The organism is Pseudoflavonifractor intestinihominis, assembly GCF_040096055.1.
GTDB lineage: Bacteria > Bacillota > Clostridia > Oscillospirales > Oscillospiraceae > Pseudoflavonifractor > Pseudoflavonifractor intestinihominis.
In genome coordinates, this window is the sequence record NZ_JBBMFK010000011.1 from 39,125 (window position 1) to 55,585 (window position 16,461).

At 64.1% G+C, this 16,461-nt stretch carries 14 protein-coding genes; 9 read left to right on the plus strand and 5 right to left on the minus strand.

What is annotated here, in order from left to right; genetic code table 11:
- Positions 1-383: 383 nt before the first annotated feature.
- Positions 384-1,661, minus strand: coding sequence for a helix-turn-helix domain-containing protein (locus WMO64_RS08065; RefSeq protein ID WP_349231651.1), 1,278 nt, complete (start codon positions 1,659-1,661; stop codon positions 384-386).
- A gap of 233 nt (positions 1,662-1,894) precedes the next feature.
- Here WMO64_RS08065 and WMO64_RS08070 point away from each other — a divergent pair, with 233 nt between their 5' ends.
- Positions 1,895-3,043, plus strand: a complete 1,149-nt coding sequence (locus WMO64_RS08070) for a VanZ family protein (RefSeq protein WP_349231652.1) — start codon at positions 1,895-1,897, stop codon at positions 3,041-3,043.
- A 48-nt stretch (positions 3,044-3,091) separates the two neighbouring features.
- Here WMO64_RS08070 and clpB read toward each other — a convergent pair whose 3' ends face one another.
- A complete protein-coding gene (gene clpB / locus WMO64_RS08075; RefSeq protein ID WP_349231653.1) occupies positions 3,092-5,722 on the minus strand; it encodes an ATP-dependent chaperone ClpB in 2,631 nt (876 codons plus the stop codon).
- 188 nt (positions 5,723-5,910) lie between these two features.
- The gene (locus WMO64_RS08080) at positions 5,911-6,339 is read right to left on the minus strand and encodes an Hsp20/alpha crystallin family protein (RefSeq protein ID WP_294517831.1); all 429 of its coding nucleotides are present in this window, start codon (positions 6,337-6,339) and stop codon (positions 5,911-5,913) included.
- 408 nt (positions 6,340-6,747) lie between these two features.
- On the opposite strand from WMO64_RS08080, the gene WMO64_RS08085 reads away from it, so the two are divergent.
- Together WMO64_RS08085 and WMO64_RS08090 are read left to right on the plus strand one after the other, a co-directional pair.
- The gene (locus tag WMO64_RS08085) at positions 6,748-8,139 is read left to right on the plus strand and encodes an MATE family efflux transporter (protein WP_349231654.1); all 1,392 of its coding nucleotides are present in this window, start codon (positions 6,748-6,750) and stop codon (positions 8,137-8,139) included.
- A gap of 111 nt (positions 8,140-8,250) precedes the next feature.
- Positions 8,251-8,523, plus strand: a complete 273-nt coding sequence (locus WMO64_RS08090) for a hypothetical protein (RefSeq protein WP_349231655.1) — start codon at positions 8,251-8,253, stop codon at positions 8,521-8,523.
- 77 nt (positions 8,524-8,600) lie between these two features.
- On the opposite strand, the gene WMO64_RS08095 is transcribed toward WMO64_RS08090, so the two are convergent.
- Both WMO64_RS08095 and WMO64_RS08100 read right to left on the minus strand, forming a co-directional pair.
- A complete protein-coding gene (locus tag WMO64_RS08095; protein ID WP_349231656.1) occupies positions 8,601-9,905 on the minus strand; it encodes a sensor histidine kinase in 1,305 nt (434 codons plus the stop codon).
- A 51-nt stretch (positions 9,906-9,956) separates the two neighbouring features.
- Positions 9,957-10,634, minus strand: a complete 678-nt coding sequence (locus WMO64_RS08100; protein WP_294517823.1) for a response regulator transcription factor — start codon at positions 10,632-10,634, stop codon at positions 9,957-9,959.
- Between the two features lie 331 nt (positions 10,635-10,965).
- Here WMO64_RS08100 and WMO64_RS08105 point away from each other — a divergent pair, with 331 nt between their 5' ends.
- From WMO64_RS08105 to WMO64_RS08130, 6 genes are all read left to right on the plus strand, one after another.
- Positions 10,966-11,460, plus strand: coding sequence for a COG2426 family protein (locus WMO64_RS08105; protein ID WP_294517846.1), 495 nt, complete (start codon positions 10,966-10,968; stop codon positions 11,458-11,460).
- 83 nt (positions 11,461-11,543) lie between these two features.
- Positions 11,544-11,879, plus strand: coding sequence for a hypothetical protein (locus WMO64_RS08110; protein WP_349231657.1), 336 nt, complete (start codon positions 11,544-11,546; stop codon positions 11,877-11,879).
- Between the two features lie 43 nt (positions 11,880-11,922).
- Positions 11,923-14,139, plus strand: a complete 2,217-nt coding sequence (gene recD2, locus WMO64_RS08115; protein ID WP_294517819.1) for an SF1B family DNA helicase RecD2 — start codon at positions 11,923-11,925, stop codon at positions 14,137-14,139.
- A gap of 112 nt (positions 14,140-14,251) precedes the next feature.
- Positions 14,252-14,434: a type II toxin-antitoxin system antitoxin gene (locus tag WMO64_RS08120; RefSeq protein ID WP_294517816.1), complete on the plus strand. Its 183-nt coding sequence runs from the start codon at positions 14,252-14,254 to the stop codon at positions 14,432-14,434.
- On the plus strand, positions 14,431-15,093 hold the full coding sequence (locus WMO64_RS08125; RefSeq protein WP_349231658.1) for a ComF family protein: 663 nt from the start codon (positions 14,431-14,433) through the stop codon (positions 15,091-15,093). The genes WMO64_RS08120 and WMO64_RS08125 overlap by 4 nt, the downstream gene beginning before the upstream one ends.
- A gap of 181 nt (positions 15,094-15,274) precedes the next feature.
- Positions 15,275-16,297 (plus strand): rod shape-determining protein, encoded by a 1,023-nt coding sequence (locus WMO64_RS08130; RefSeq protein WP_294517812.1) that lies wholly within the window; start codon positions 15,275-15,277, stop codon positions 16,295-16,297.
- The last annotated feature ends 164 nt before the right edge of the window (positions 16,298-16,461 follow it).

The window sequence follows — 16,461 nt, forward strand, 5'->3', positions numbered from 1 at the left end:
AAAGACCCTCGTCCCAGAACTTCTGTTCTCTGGGACAAAGGCCGAAGACCTCTGCGGTACCACCCGGATTGACATACGGTGCGCCGTATGCCCGCTCACTTTCCCGCGTCCCAAAACGCAGGCTCCCCTGATAACGGGTGGAGTCCCCGTCGCGCTACTGAGGCCGCGGCCCGTTCGCTGTGCCCTCGGAAGTCCATTCACCCGGCGTCCGCCTGCCGCGCTCCCACCGTCCGCGGCTCTCTGGGAGGCTTTCCCTCCGGGCTACTTCTCTTCGTCATCAGTTTATCGATTTGATTTGCTAAATTATAAGCATAAAATCAGACAAATGTCAAGTATAAAATTGCAGGGCGGGCGGAGAAATTTTCCGCCCGCCCGTACGCATGTCAGTTGTCGTCGGTATGCTGCCGGACCGGCACCGCCGTGCCGGCCAGATGCCGGATGGTGAGGGCGGCGGCCAGGAGCAGGTCGAACAGGCCGATGACCACCACAAAGAGGAGGGTGGTGGACCCGGTGGGATTCCAGGCTGCGTCCCATACACCATAGAAGGGGGCCAGCCTGAACCAGAAGTCGAAGCAGCCCAGCACCAGGCCGGGGATAGCCAGGTTGGCCAGACCGCACACCGCGCTGCGCAGATCCCGCCGCCGGATCATCCAGAACAGGTTGAGCAGGACGCAGACCCCGATGCCGCCGAAGAGGGTGGGGGCCACGCCGGGCAGGCCGTACTGGAGGCCGGACACCAGATACTTGAGGTAGTCATAGCTTCCAAACTGAGGGGTGTCCTCGCCCAGGTCGGGCAGGGGCGGCCGCTGGTAAAGCCCCTGCTCCACCGCGTCCCACAGGAAGCGGATCAGCAGGAGAGTGGCAGCCACAGTCACAAGGGTGGTCAGCAGGGTGACGGCCATCTCCAGCCTGTCCGGACGGTCGGGCTGCCGGTCGCCCCAACGGCGGATGGCCAGGTTGGCAGCGGAGAGCACGCAGGCAAAGACAATGGAGAGGTTGATGGTGCTGGATTTGAGGACAAACAGGTTTTCACCCTTGGAGTTGAACACGCTGCTGCCCGCCATGGCGTCCAATGTCAGGCTGGACAGCAGGAACAGCGCGGTGAGGGCGAAGAGCAGGAGATAGGGGGAGAGGGTGCGGCTGTCAGTGAGGCCGGACATGGCGCGGTACTGCCGCCGGGAGGCGGAGAACTGCCCGGAGGCCAGGAACAGGAGCACCGCGCCCGCGATGCCCAGCAGGGCGGCGGCCCCGGGGGCCAGCCAGGGGAAGAGGGCGCCCTCGCTGAGGCTGTTGCCGGAGAAGGCGTACTTGACCACAAAGGCCAGCACGGCCAGCAGCCAGGCCAGCAGGGCGCTGCGGGCGGCCTTCTCCCGGACGTTGTCCATCAGGAGCGGATAGAGGGACTGCTCGGGGACGCGGATGGGCTCGGGGGCCTCCGTGGGGGTCTGGGGCTGTCGCTCGCCGGCCATCAGCTCGTCGGCGGTGACGCCCAGGACGGCCCCCAGGGCGGGGAACAGAGTGACCTCGGGGTAGCTCTCGCCCCGCTCCCATTTGCTGACGGCCTTGTCGCTGACGCCCAGCAGAGAGGCCAGCTCTTTCTGGGTCATGCCTTTCTCCCGGCGGAGGGAGGCGATAAAGCTGCCGGTTCGGATACTGTCCATATGTGGCACCTCCTTCTTTCTGTCTCCAGCATAGCCGAGCGGGGGAGATTTGGCAACCGCTTTGTGGTGGGAGGAGGTAAACCAGCGGTAGAATCCCGGTGTTTCCAAGGCTTTGCGGGTTTGAAAAAGGGAGGGAAGGGCGAAAAAAGAAAAAATAATGTCCTTCTTAAGAATTCCTTGAATCTTTTCTGATAGACTGGGTGCCAACGAAGAAAAGAGAGAAGGTAAGCCCCATGAGCAGCTATCTGGAGGCCATCCGGCAGGCGGCCATTCTGTTCCCCATTCTGGCGGTGCTGTTCACCGTCCCCTACGTCGCGTTCAACTACCACAAGTACGGCTCCGTGCTCAGCGTGCGCATCCTGGTGGTGTACTCCTTTGTGCTCTACCTCCTGTGCGTGTACTGCCTGGTGATCCTGCCCCTGCCCAGCGGCGAGGCGGCGTCCGCGCTCCATGGACACAAGGCCCAGCTGATCCCCTTTGCCTTTGTGGGGGACATCCTCCGCACCTCCCACGTTGTCTGGAACCGGCCGGAGACCTGGGCATCTCTGTTCACCTGCGGGGCCTTCCTGACCACGGCCTTCAACCTCCTGATGACCATGCCCTTCGGCATGTACCTGCGGTACTACTTCCGCTGCGGCTGGAAGAAGACGCTGGTGCTCTCGGCGCTGCTGTCCCTGTTCTTTGAGCTGACGCAGCTCACCGGGCTCTACTTCATCTACCCGGGCAGCTACCGCATCTTTGACGTGGACGACTTGATGGTCAACACCTGCGGCAGCATGATCGGGTATCTGCTGGCTGGGCTGGCGGCCAAAATATTGCCTACCCGGGAGAGGATGGACCGGGCCAGTTTTGCCCGGGGGCGGCGGGTGTCCTTCCTGCGGCGGCTGGTGGCCCTGCTGTATGACGGCATCGTCCTGGCGGTGGCTGTGGTGCTGGCCAATCTGGTGTCCACAGCATTCCACTGGCAGGTGTATCTGCCCGAACCGGCGGCGGAGCTGTTCTGCCTGGCCTATTTCGCCCTCTGCCCCCTGCTGCTGGGCGGGAGCACGGTGGGGCACCGTCTGACCAGGATGAAGCTGGTCACAGCGGCGGGACAGCCGCCCAAGCGGTACCAGTATCTGCTCCGCTACGGCCTTCTGCTGGCCGGGGTTCGCTGGAGTCTCCCGGTGCTCCGGTGGCTGCTGGACCGGCTGGAGGCCTGGGGGCTGGTGCCGGAGCTGGCGGGGCTGATGCTGGGCGGCGCCGTGGTGGCGGGGTATGTGGCGTTCCTGTTCCTGGCCCTGACCCAGGTGATGGGCGGCAGGCCGGCGTTTTACGAGCGCTGGTCCAAGACCCGCCTTGTGAGCACGGTGCCGGAGGAGGAGCAGTCCTCCGGGACATAAAGAAACGGCGGCAGCGCATTTCTCATGCGCTGCCGCCGTTGCGGTCTGTTATTCGGTTACAACCTCGCCGGTGAGCACCTGATGGGCGTCCACGGTGAGCTGGCCGTCCTTGCAGTCCACGGTGAGGGTGTCGCCGGGGGCCACCTGGTCGGCAATGATCTTGCGGCCGATGAGGGTCTCCACCGTGTGCTGCACGAAGCGGCGCAGGGGACGGGCGCCGTACACGGGGTCGTAGGAGCTGTCGATGACGAAGTCCTTGGCGGCCTGGGTCAGCTCCACAGTGAGCTGCTTGTCGGCCAGACGGCGGTTCAGATCGGCCACCAGCAGGTCGATGATGTGGGTGATGTTGGCCTTGGTCAGGGGCTTGTAGAACACGATCTCGTCCAGCCGGTTGAGGAACTCGGGCCGGAAGGACCGCTTCAGCAGGTCGTTGACCTGGTCCCGGGCGGTCTGGCTGATCTCGCCGTTGGCGTCGATGCCGTCCAGCAGGAACTGGCTGCCCAGGTTGGAGGTGAGGATGATGATGGTGTTCTTGAAGTCCACGGTGCGGCCCTGGCTGTCGGTGATCCGGCCGTCGTCCAGCACCTGGAGGAGCACGTTGAACACGTCGGGATGGGCCTTCTCCACCTCGTCGAAGAGGACCACGGAGTAGGGGTGACGGCGGACGGCCTCGGTCAGCTGGCCGCCCTCCTCATAGCCCACATATCCCGGAGGCGCGCCGATGAGCCGGGAGACCGAGAACTTCTCCATGTACTCGCTCATGTCGATACGCACCATGTTCTTCTCGCTGTCGAACAGGGCCTCGGCCAGGGTCTTGGCCAGCTCGGTCTTGCCCACGCCGGTGGGGCCCAGGAACAGGAAGGAGCCGATGGGCTTGTTGGGGTCGGCGATGCCGGCGCGGCTGCGCAGGATGGCCTCGGACACCAGGCGGACGGCCTCGTCCTGGCCGATGACCCGCTTGTGGAGGATGTCCTCCAGGTGGAGCAGCTTCTCCCGCTCGCCCTCCATCAGCTTGGCCACGGGGATGCCGGTCCAGCGCTCGATGATGCGGGCGATCTCCTCCTCGGTGACCTTGTCCCGCAGGAGGGAGTTCTCCTTGCCCTGCTGGGCCAGGGCCTCCTCGGCCTCCAGCTGCTTGCGCAGCTCGGGGATGCGGCCGTACTGCAGCTCGGCGGCCTTGTTCAGGTCGTAGGACCGCTGGGCCTTCTCCAGCTGGGCGTTGGCCTGCTCCAGCTCCTCGCGGAGCTTCTGGACCTTGCCGATGGCGTTCTTCTCGTTCTCCCACTGGGCCTTCTTGGCCTTGAACTCCTCCCGCATGTCGGAGAGTTCCTTCTGGATCTCGGCCAGGTGCTCCTGGGAGATCTTGTCGGTCTCCTTCTTCAGGGCGGCCTCCTCGATCTCGTGCTGGATGATCTTCCGCTGGACCACATCCAGCTCAGTGGGCATGGAGTCGATCTCGGTGCGGATCATGGCGCAGGCCTCGTCGATGAGGTCGATGGCTTTGTCGGGCAGGAACCGGTCGGTGATGTAGCGGTTGGACAGGGTGGCGGCGGCGATGATGGCGCTGTCGGTGATCTTCACGCCGTGGTACACCTCGTACCGCTCCTTCAGGCCGCGGAGGATGGCGATGGTGTCCTCCACGCTGGGCTCGTTGACCATGACGGGCTGGAACCGGCGCTCCAGGGCGGCGTCCTTCTCAATGTACTGGCGGTACTCGTTGAGGGTGGTGGCGCCGATACAGTGGAGCTCGCCCCGGGCCAGCAGGGGCTTGAGCAGGTTGCCGGCGTCCATGGCGCCCTCGGTCTTGCCCGCGCCCACGATGGTGTGCAGCTCATCGATGAAGAGGATGATCTTGCCCTCGCTCTTCTTCACCTCGTTGAGGACGGCCTTCAGCCGCTCCTCAAACTCGCCCCGGTACTTGGCGCCGGCGATGAGGGCGCCCATGTCCAGGGCGAAGATGGTCTTGTCCTTCAGGGAGCCGGGCACATCGCCCTTGACGATCCGCTGGGCCAGGCCCTCGGCGATGGCGGTCTTGCCCACGCCGGGCTCGCCGATGAGGACAGGGTTGTTCTTGGTCTTACGGCTGAGGATACGGATCACGTTTCGGATCTCGTCGTCACGGCCGATGACCGGGTCCAGCTTGTTCTGGCGGGCCCGCTCCACCAGGTCGGAGCCGTATTTCTTCAGGGCGTCATAGGTCTCCTCCGGGTTGTCGCTGGTGACCCGCTGGTTGCCCCGGATGGAGGAGAGGGCCTGCAGGATGCCCTCGCGGGTGATGCGGTAGGTCTGGAAGAGGTGCTTCAGGCTGCTGTTGGCGCACTCCACCAGGGCCAGCAGCAGGTGCTCCACGGAGACGTACTCGTCCTTCATGGACCCGGCCACCGACTCGGCGGCGTTCAGGGTCTTGTCCACGTCCTGGGCCACATAGATCTTGCCCTGCTCCCGGCCGGAGCCGGACACACGGGGCAGCTTCTGGACCTCGTTCTTCACAGCCGCGGCAAAGGAGGGGACGGTCAGTCCCATCTTGGTCAGCAGCTGGGGGATCAGGCCGTTTTCGGTCTCCAGCAGGGCCAGCATCAGGTGGGCCTGCTCGATCTGCTGGTTGCTGTACTCAGTGGCGATGGCCTGGGCCTCCTGGATGGCCTCCAGGGATTTCTGGGTATATTTGTTGGCGTTCATATGGAAAGTCACATCCTCTCAGGGTGTAAAACGGATTCTGAATGGGCGGCGGAGCGATGCGCCCGCATCCCGCCACTAATCTACTATCTTTTCGCCGCAAAGTCCATACCTTTTTTCCAGACTGCGGCAGAAGGGAGAAGCGAAAGGGAGCCGGTCAGCCAAAGCTGACCGGCTCCCGGGGCTTGCCGTTACTCGATGGCGATTCTCCGCGCCTCGGGGACCACGGGCTGGGCCTTGGGCAGGTTCAGCTCCAGCACCCCGTTGTTGTAGGCGGCGGTGATGCCGGCTTCGTCGATACCGGTGATGTCGAAGGAACGGGAGAAGGAACCGTAGCGGCGCTCACGGCGCAGGTAGTTGCCCTTCTCGTCCTTCTTGTCGCTGTCCTCCTTGTGCTCGGCGGTGATGGTGAGGATACCGTCCTTCACATCCAGGGTGATGTCCTCCTTGTTGAAGCCGGGGAGCTCGGCCTCCAGCACGTACTTGTCGTTGACCTCGCGGATGTCGGTGCGGAAGGCGGGCAGGGAGGTGTTGCTGCTGCGGAAGAAGTCGCGGGCGAAGTTATCAAACGTATCGAACATATTGTCATTGCTGCGCTCAAAAGGAAGCATGCCAAACATAGAAATCTCTCCTTTGGATTTAGACTGAAGATGTTGTTTTCGGGAACGGTCGGACTCTGGCAGTCGAACTATTATTCTGCTAATCACGGGGACCACGCATACTGCAAAACCCCTTTCAGAGAGCTGGACTTTGTTCCGGTCAACCACTCGATCTCTTTTTCTGACCCTAAGTATACTGCCGGTCTGTGAACAAATATACAATAAATTATGTCCAAATTGTAAACATTAGCACTCTTGATATGAGAGTGCTAAAACAAAAGCACGGCAGAACGGCGAGTGCTGAGCGGGGAGAACGGGGAGAGAAGAAAAGGGGGAAAAAAGGAGGAAATACCTCTTTACGGCGGGGGAAGTATCCACTATAATGGGCCGGAATGAGTCTGTCTCACAGACACAGAGGGGAGAGATAGCATGCGGCATCGAAACGATCTGGGAAAGGACCCTGTGGGGCCTCTGATCCTGCGCCTGGCCATCCCCACCATGCTGGCCCAGCTGGTGAGCGTGCTGTACAGCATTGTGGACCGGATGTACATCGGCAATATCCCGGATATCGGCACCGTGGCCCTGGCGGGCGTGGGGGTGTGCGGGCCCATTGTGACCCTGCTGTCCTCCTTTGCCACCCTGGTGGGCCTGGGCGGCTCTCCCAACCTGGCCATGCGCATGGGGGAGGGCAACCGGGAGGAGGCCCAGCGGGTGCTCAACAACGGCTTTCTCATGCTGCTGGTGCTCTCCGGGGTGCTCACGGCCCTGTTTCTGCTGCTGCGGGAGCCGCTGCTCATGTGCTTCGGCGCCAGCGAGGCCACGTTCCCCTACGCCAACACCTACCTGACCATCTACACCGCCGGCACCTTCTTCGCCCTCATGGCCACGGGTATGAACAGCTTCCTTATCTGCCAGGGCCGCTCCGGCCTGGGCATGGCCACCGTGCTGGTGGGCGCGGTGATGAACATCGTGCTGGACCCGGTGTTCATCTACCTGCTGGGGCTGGACGTGGCGGGCGCGGCCATCGCCACCGTCATCTCCCAGATGTGCTCCTGCGGCCTGGTGCTCTTCTTCCTGCGGCGCAGGTCCATGCCGGTGCGGCTGGGGTGGGGCGGCTTCCGGTGGCGGGTCATTGTGCGCATCGCCAGCTTCGGCCTGACGCCCTTCCTGATCATCGCCACGGACAGCGTGCTCCTCATCGTCCTCAACGCCATGCTCCAGCGGTACGGCGGGCCGGGGGAGGGGGACATCCTGGTCACCTGCGGCACCATTGTCCAGAGCTATATGTGTATCATCACCATGCCCATGGGTGGCATCACCGGCGGCTGTCAGAGCGTGGTCAGCTTCAACTACGGCGCCGGGCAGCCCGAGCGGATCAAAAAGGCCATCGGGTGCATCTGCGCCCTGTGCCTGGCCTTTACCACCCTGATGACCCTGTTTACCCACACCCTGTCGCCGCTGTTTGTCCGGCTCTTCACGGCGGACGCCTCCCTGATGGCCCGGACGGTGGCCTATATCAAGGTGTACACCTTTGGCATCATCCCTCTGGCGGTGCAGTACACCCTGGTGGACGAGACCACCGCCATGGGCCATCTGCGGCTGGCCCTGTTCTGCTCCCTGTTCCGCAAGGCCACCTTCCTCACCGGGACGGTGCTCTTCCCCATTCTGCTGACCGCCGACGCGGCCTTCTACGCCGAGCCGGTGTGCGACGTGTTCTGCGCCGTTGTGACCACGGTGCTGTTCCTTGTGTTTTTCCCCAGAATGATCGCCGGACGGATGGCGGATCTGCGTCAAATGGAGGGAAAAACAGCCAAGAGTTGATTTGCCTGCTAGAATATGTTAGAATATTGATAGACATCCGGTCGCGAATTTTTCTTCTGTGCCCGGAGCGGCACGAAGCAAATCAAACGGCAGGAATGGAGGACGAGCGCGGTGGAAGACACGGAGCGCGGGCGTGAGGAGCTGCTGGACTATCTGGCGGCCCGGAGCGGCTGCGCGTATCTCTCCGATCTGCGCATTCCCTCGGCGGCGGTCCGGCTGGAGCAGGTGCTCCGAAAGGCGCCGTGGGGCACGTGGCCCGGGGAGGCGTGGCAGGAGGCCGTCAGCTATATTACCGGCGAGGGCAGCGGAGCCGGTGAAGCGGAGGCGCGGGATATTCTCATCGCCTGGTGCAGGAACTGCGAGAGCCGGTCCAGGGAACGCTGAGCGGTGAAAGAGGAAAAAAGACAGCGCTCTGAGCACGGGACAGCCGTGTTCAGAGCGCTGTTTTGTTGTCCGGGATGTCAGCGCCGGAAGGAAGAAAACTGGCGCCTGCCCTGGGGCAGCAGGACGGTGAAGACCGTGCCCTCCGCGTCGCTGCTGGCCACGGAGATCTGCCCCCTGTGGGACTGGACGATGGCCTTGGCGATGGCCAGCCCCAGGCCGTAGCCGCCGGCATCCCGGGTGCGGGCGCTGTCGGAGCGGTAGAAGCGCTCAAAGAGGTGCTCCAGGTGCTCCGGCGGGATGGCGGGCCCGGTGTTGCGCACGGTGAGCTTCAGCCGGTCGGCGGCGCGGCAGAGTACCACCGACACGGCGCCGTCGCTGCCGGCGTACTTGCAGGCGTTGTCCAGCAGGATGTAGACCAGCCGCCGGAGCTGGCCCTCGTCCCCGTGGACCCACAGTCCGGGGTGTATGTCGCTCTCCAGGGTCACGCCCGCCTCAAAGGCCACCGACTCGAAGGGCAGCAGGCAGCCCTCGGTCAGCTCGCTCATATCCACCGGCAGCCGGGCGGAGGGCAGCCGGGCGGCGTCGCTCTTGGCCAGGAAGAGCATGTCCTCCACCAGACCCTTCATCCGCCTGGCCTCCTCCTGGATGTACTCGATCCACTTGGCCTGGCCGGCCACCGTGTCCTCCCGGTGGGAGAGCAGGATGCCCGAGTTGGCCAGGATGACGGTGAGGGGGGTCTTCAGCTCGTGGGAGGCGTCGGCCACGAATTGGCGCTGCTGCTCCCAGGCTTTTTCCACCGGCCGGGTGGCCAGCTTGGAGAGAAACAGGCTGATGAGGAAAAAGCCCAGCAGGGCCCCCATCCCCACCAGCAGGGAGGTGAGGAGCAGGCCACGCAGGTTTTCCCGCTCCCAGCTCCGGTCGGCAAAGGCGATGCGGGTCTCGCCCTCGGGGCTTGTCTCCACCAGGTACCGCAGCCCCAGCTTGGTCAGAATGCCCTCATGGGTGCCCGAGTCCAGCGCCTGGGAGACCGCCTCCTCCAGCACCTGGTCGGACACGGACACGCTGTCCTGGGCGTACACGGCGTCCACCTGGTTGTCCTCGGTGAGGGAGACGCAGAAGACCGGGATCATCATCACCTGCTGGAAGGTGCCGCCGCCCCGGTCGGCCCACTTGTCGGGGACCATGTCGCTGGAGGGGGAGAACTCAAAGCGGGGCGGGTCCCGGTCGTCCCCCCACTCCAGGGACATGCGCATGGCGGCCAGGCTCTGGCCGGCCAGCCGCTGGGAGGTGGAGCCCATCAGCACGGCGAACACCACGATGAGCACCAGGCTCACCAGGGCCATGTTGGTGAGAATAAATTTTGTTCTCAGCTTGCGGATCAAAATTCCATCACGCTCCCGACGGAGAAAGATAGCCGCCCGGCCTCAGCACGGTCAGGCCGCCGGATACTCCAGAAAGTACCCCACCTTCCGCATGGTGCGGATCTGGACGGCGGAGTCCAGGAAGGCCAGCTTCTTCCGCAGGAAGGACACGTAGACCTCCACATTGTTGTCCTCCGCGTCGGACTCCAGGCCCCACACCCGGGCGATGATGTCGTCCTTGGGCACCACGGCGGAGGCGTTGGCCAGCAGCAGCTTCATCACCTCGAACTCCTTGAAGCCCAGCCGCACCGACTTCTCCCCCCGGCTCAGGCACCGGGTGGACAGCGTCAGGGTCAGGTCGGCCACCGACATGGTCTCCCCCAGCACCTCGCCCTGGCGGCGGGTGAGGGCCCGGATGCGGGCCATCAGCTCCTCCGGGTCAAAGGGTTTGGTCATGTAGTCGTCGGCGCCGCAGTCCAGGCCGGTGACCTTGTCGGACGTCTCATCCTTGGCGGTGAGCATCAGGACAGGGGTGGAGTTGTGGGCGGCGCGGAGCCGCCGCACCACCTCAAAGCCGTTGAGGCCGGGGAGCATCACGTCCAGCACGATCACGTCGTACTGGCTGGTGAGGGCGTAGTCCAGGCCGTCGGAGCCGGTATACACCACGTCGGTCTGATAGCGCTGCTCGGCCATGATCTGGGACAGGGCTTCCGCCAGCCGCACCTCGTCCTCCACAATTAAAATCCGCATAGGGGTTCACACCTTTCTCCCGCTGAAAAACCGGCAGCGGGTACTGTTGTCCGGCAGACAGCACCATTGTAGAGCGGCAACCTTTAGTTTACCTGAAATTATATCAGGGACGAAGGAAAAATCCACGCTCCGGCGAAACATTTACAGAGTGTTCATATTTCAGGCCGGGCGGGGCCCGGTTCCCACCGGGCATTTTGAAATTCTGGAAAACTTTAAGAAAAACTTTATTGCTACACCCCGTCCGGGGATGGTAGAATATCATCTGCGCGGACGGCGCCGCGGAAGGCCGTCCGGTATCAACGGAAAAGCAGGTGATTTGATTTTGGATATCATGCAGTGGCTGACCAGCGTGCCTGTGGGCGAGTTCGTATTCACGGTCCTGGTCTCCATGATCCCCATCGTAGAGCTGCGGGGGGCCATCCCCTTCGGCGTAGCCACCCTGGGCCTGCCCTATGGGGCGGCCTTTGTGGCGGCCATTATCGGCAATATGATCCCCGTCCCCTTTATCGTGGTATACATCCGGCGGATCTTTCTGTGGATGCGCCGCCATCTGCCCCGGCTCAACAGCCTGGTGGACAGGATGGAGAAGAAGGCCCACCTGAAGGGGCAGAAGGTGACCCGGTACAAGTACCTGGGCCTGATGATCTTTGTGGCCATCCCGCTGCCCGGCACGGGGGCGTGGACCGGCGCTCTGGCGGCGGCATTCCTGGACATGCCCCTGCGCAAGGCCCTGCCCAGCATCTTTGCCGGCGTGCTGCTGGCCGGGTGCATCATGAGCCTGCTCACCGCCTTCGGCATCAACGTGTTCTCCTCCGTTCTGGCCTGAACGGAGGGAAAAACGGCCCGTTTCCTGAACGCCCCTCACCTGCGCCGCATAGGATATGGCGGAGGTGAGGGGCGTTGTTCTATATGATCGGAAAGGCTGTGCTGGCCCTCTTGGCGGCGGCGGGGCTGCTGGCCATCGGCTGGCTGCTGCTGGGGGCCGCTGTGGCTCCGGTGGGGCGGGGGAGCGTGTACGCCGTGGTGCCCGCCAGCGGGGACGGGGAGCGGCTGGAGCAGGACCTGGCCGGGCTGCGCTGGCTGAGGAAGGGGGGCATGGCCCGGTTCACAGTGGTCATCGCCGACTGCGGCCTGAGTGGACAGGGCCGGCGGCTGGCCGAGCTGCTGGCCGGCCGGGACAGGGGCGTGATTCTCTGCGCCATAGATGACCTTCCCGCTTGCCTTGGGGGAGAAAAACAGGTATAGTATAACATATGTACGAATAAGACGGGATAGGGGAAGAGACGCCATGGAAGAAGAACAGCTCAACTGTATCGAGGGCACCGTAGAGGCCGTCATCTACCAGAACGAGGAGAACGGCTACACGGTCCTCCGGCTGGACGCGGGGGACCAGGGGGGCATCACCGTGGTGGGGTGCATCCCTGGGGCCGCGCCGGGGGAGAGCATCACCGTCCGGGGCAGCTGGATGCGCCACGCCTCCTACGGCGAGCAGTTCAAGGCCGAGACGGTGGACCGGCGGATGCCCGCGGGCGAGCGGGCCATCTTCGACTATCTGGCCTCGGGGGCGGTGCGGGGAATCGGCGCGGCCACGGCCAGGAAGATCGTGGAGGAGTTCGGCGGCGAGGCCCTCACCGTGCTGGAGGAGCACCCGGAGCAGCTGACCAAGATCCACGGCATCACCCGCAAGCGGGCCCTGGCCATGGGGGAGAACTTCCGCCTTCAGCTGGGCATGCGCCGCCTGCTGGAGTTCCTGGGGGACCACCAGCTGCCCCTCCAGCTGGCCATGCCCCTCTACCGGCGGTACGGGGACCGGACCCTGGAGGTACTGCGGGCCAACCCCTACCTGCTGGTGGACGAGGAGCTGGGGGTCCGGTTCGACCAGGCCGACGAGCTGGCCCTGGACCAGGGCATGGAGGGGGACGACCCCCAGCGGCTGGAGGCCGGGCTGCTCTTTGAGCTGAGCCACAACCTGAACAACGGCCACACCTTCCTGCCCCGGCGGAAGCTGCTGGCCGCCACGGCCCAGCTGCTGGGCCTGGAGGACCTGGAGACCCTGGGGGACGGGCTGGAGGCCCTCATGGAGCGGGGCGAGGTCATCCAGGAGGAGACGGCGGGGGAGGAGGCGGTCTACCTCTTCGACCTGTACGAGGCGGAGTGCTTCGTGGCCCAGCGGCTGGCTGAGATGAGCCGGGAGGAGCTGCTGCCTCCGGAGGACATGGACCGGGTCATCGACCGCATCCAGCGGGACCAGGGCATCACCTACGCGCCCCAGCAGCGCTCCGCCGTGGAGCTGGCGGCCCGGTCCCAGGTGATGCTGCTCACCGGCGGCCCGGGCACCGGCAAGACCACCTCTCTCCGGGGAGTGCTGGCCCTCTTCGACCACATGGGGCTGGACACCGCCCTGGCCGCCCCCACCGGCCGGGCGGCCAAGCGGCTGGGGGAGCTGTGCGGCATGGAGGCCTACACCATCCACCGCCTGCTGGAGACCCAGTTCGACCCGGGCACCGGCAAGCTGGTGTTCGCCCACGACGAGTCCGAGCCCCTGAAGGCGGACGCGGTGATCGTGGACGAGACCTCCATGGTGGACATCACCCTCATGCGGGCCCTGCTGTCCGCCCTGCGGGGGGAGTGCCGCCTGGTGCTGGTGGGGGACCCGGACCAGCTGCCCTCGGTGGGGCCGGGCAACGTGCTCTCCGACCTGATCCGCAGCGGGCGGGTGCCCACGGTGCGGCTCACCGAGATCTTCCGCCAGGCCGCCCAGAGCGCCATCGTCATGAACGCCCACAGCGTCAACCGGGGCGAGCTGCCCGACCTGCACAACAGCGCCGCCAAGGACTTCTTCTTCCTCCGCCGCACCGACCCGGTGCGGGTGGCGGACACCATCGTGGAGCTGTGCAAGACCCGGCTGCCCGAGAAGATGGGCATCCCCGCCGACCAGATCCAGGTGCTCTCGCCCACCCGGCGGCACACCACCGGCACCGCCTCCCTCAACCGGAGCATCCAGGAGGCGGTGAACCCGGCCCAGCCCGGCAAGGGGGAGCGCCGCTTCGGGGAGTACATCTTCCGGGAGGGGGACCGGGTGATGCAGGTGCGCAACAACTACGATATCATGTGGCGGGGCAAGGACAACACCGACACGGGCATGGGCATCTTCAACGGGGACATCGGGGTCATCGTCAAGGTGGACAACCGGGACGAGGTCATCACCGTGGACTTTGAGGGCCGGACGGTGGAGTACACGCCGGACATGCTCTCCGAGCTGGAGCCGGCCTACGCCGTCACGGTACATAAGGCCCAGGGCAGCGAGTACCGGGCGGTGATCCTGGCCGCCCTGGACGGCGCGCCCATGCTGCTCACCCGGGGCGTGCTCTACACCGCCATCACCCGGGCCAGGGAGCTGTTCATCATCGTGGGGGACGAGGGGAAGGTGGCCCAGATGGTGGCCAACAACCGCCAGCAGCGGCGGTATTCCGGCCTCCGGGCCAGGCTGGCCGCCGTGGAATAGGAAGCTTCAGATTTAGTGCATGCAATTGCATGCACTAAGCAGTAAAACGAATCAAAGAAACATACCATATACGCAGAATGCACGCACTTGGCGTGCGTATGGGGTGTGTGGTATGATGAAGAAAGAAATCAAGAACATCGGCCTTCGGGTAAGTCCGGAGGTCCACCAGAAGCTGCGCTATATCGCCGAATATGAGGGCCGGACGCTGAACGGACAGGTCTACTATCTGATGCAGACCTGTATCCGTGATTTTGAGAAGGAACATGGGCCGATCCGGCCGGAGGATCTGAAATGAAGGCGGGGCAGATTTTGATGGACCTGCTGTTCCCGCCCCGGTGCGTGTTCTGCGGCCGGGTGCTGGGCAGCGGCGAGCGGGAGATTTGCGCCCAGTGCCAGCGCACTCTGCCCTGGCTGACGGAAGAGGCGGCGGAGCAGACGGGGGAGTTCTTTGACAAGTGCGTCTCGCCCCTGCGCTATGAGAACTTTGTGCGGGACTCCATCCACCGCTACAAGTTCAAAGGCATGAGCCGGTACGCGGGCATTTACGGCATCCTGGTGGCCCAGTGCGTCCGGGACCATCTGGCGGGGGCGTACGACCTGATCTCCTGGGTGCCCCTGTCGGACAAGCGGAAGAAGGAGCGGGGCTACGACCAGGCCTTTCTGCTGGCCCAGTCGGCGGCGGTGAACCTGGACGACGTGGCGGTGGAGACCCTGCGCAAGCTGCGGGACACCGAGGCCCAGTCCGGCCTGGAGCACGACGAGAGCCGCCGGGCCAACGTGCTGGGGGCCTACACCTGCACCGAGCCCGAGCTGGTGGAGGGGAAGCGGATCCTGCTCATCGACGATGTGATCACCACCGGCTCCACCATCTCCGAGTGCGCCCGTACGCTGCTGACCGCCGGCGCGGAAAAGGTGGTGTGCGCCACCCTGGCCAGGGCCCGCTCCGGCCGGTGACTGGTCAATGTGCCCTATGGGAGAGAAAAAATTCCAATCCGGGCCAGGAAAATGTGAAAAATCTATAAAATTTGGGAAAAGCGTTGAAATAACACATCCGCCACATTATAATGTAGAGGATTAAGATATGGGATTTTGGTCCAAACTAAAAGAAATGCTAAAAAAGCTTAGAGGTGCGGGTATGTTCAGTAAGGATATCGGAATCGACCTGGGAACAGCGTCGATCCTCGTTTATGTAAAAGGCAAGGGCGTGGTGCTGCGGGAGCCCTCCGTGGTGGCCATGGACAAGGATACGGGCAAGCTTCTGAAGGTGGGCACCGAGGCGCAGCAGATGCTGGGCCGTACCCCCGGCAATATCGTGGCCATCCGTCCCCTCCGTGAGGGCGTTATCTCCGACTTCGACATGACCGAGCGGATGCTCAAGGAGTTCATCCGCAAGGCCGCCGCCTTCCGCTTCTTCAAGCCCCGCGTGGTCATCTGCGTGCCCTCCGGCATCACCGAGGTGGAGGAGCGGGCCGTCATCGACGCGGGCATCCAGGCCGGCGCCCGCCGGGTGTACCTCATCGAGGAGCCCCTGGCCGCCGCCATCGGCGCGGGCATCGACATCACCAAGCCCGACGGCCATATGATCGTGGACATCGGCGGCGGCACCACCGACATCGCCGTCATCTCCCTGGGCGGCATCGTGGAGTCCACCTCCATCAAGATCGCCGGCGACCAGTTTGACGAGGCCATTGTCAAGTACATCCGCCGCAAGCACAACGTGCTCATCGGCGACCGGACCGCCGAGGAGATCAAGATGCAGATCGGCTGCGTGTTCCCCCGGCCCGAGGAGCAGAGCTACGAGGTCAAGGGCCGCTGCCTGATGACCGGTCTGCCCCGCACCTTCACCGTCACCTCCAGCGAGATGATCGAGGCCTTCGAGGAGGTCTCCACCCGCATCCTGGAGGCGGTCCACGGCGTGCTGGAGCGCACGCCCCCCGAGCTGGTGGCCGATATCTCCACCAACGGCATCGTCATGACCGGCGGCGGCAGCCTGGTGTGGGGCTTTGACAAGCTGATCGAGTCCCACACCGGCATCGAGACCCACGTGGCCGACGACGCCATATCCTGCGTGGCCTTCGGCACCGGCAAGAGCCTGGACTCCGTGAGCGACATGCAGGACGGCACCATAAACCTGTCCCGCCGCAAGCAGATGAACTGAACAGATGCGCCCTTCTGGGCGAGACAAACGCCGGAATGCAGCCGCATTCCGGCGTTTGTGCACATTTTGGGGCGGTATGTCTTTTCTGACTTCTGGCTATTCTAATCGGCACCGGTTTCTGCTATAATAATGTTTAATGGACCGGCCGCCCTGCGGTCTGTTCA